The organism is Escherichia sp. E2661, from assembly GCF_004745185.1.
GTDB lineage: Bacteria > Pseudomonadota > Gammaproteobacteria > Enterobacterales > Enterobacteriaceae > Escherichia.
In genome coordinates this window covers 1-583 of record NZ_PDIG01000077.1, presented here as the reverse complement: position 1 = coordinate 583, position 583 = coordinate 1, and the positions used below count along the sequence as shown (strand labels likewise).

The window sequence follows — 583 nt, the reverse complement described above, 5'->3', positions numbered from 1 at the left end:
TGGACGCAAAGAGTGTTGAGGGTTATCGCGAAATGGGGCAGATGGGCGTGTTACCTGCGCTTTCGCTGGCGCTGGTTATTGGCGTTGGTGTACTGGCCACACCGTCTTATCGCCAGCGTATTTACTCGGGTAAAGATGTTCCCTCTGTACGCCGTTCGTTTGTTATTACTGGCGTGTTGTATCTGTTCTTCTCGATTCTGCCTGCCATTATCGGCATGGCGGCGTTCACCATGAACCCGAATCTGGAAACAGTAACTATGCCTTCTTGTTCGCCACCAGTTTTCTGCCGCCATTGCTTGGCCTGGTGGTACTGATTGCCGGGCTTTCTGCCACCATGTCTTCTGCCAGCTCCGATGCCATCGCAGCGGTGGCGATTATGATGCGCGATGTCTACACCATGATTACCGGCAAAATGCCGCCGGAGAACAAGGCAATCACTTACTCACGCTGGATGCTGACCTTTGTTATTGGCCTGGCGCTGGTCTTTGCTCTGACCTCTAATGACATCATCAGCTACATTACCAAAATGATTTCGATGCTGATGTCCGGGCTGTTTATCTGCTCGATTCTCGGTCGCTTCTGG

Annotated in this window: 1 pseudogene; it reads left to right on the top strand. The window is 52.1% G+C overall.

Annotated elements, in window-relative coordinates:
* Window positions 1-583, top strand: a pseudogene (locus tag CRI63_RS23720) (sodium:solute symporter family protein); the annotation flags it as partial.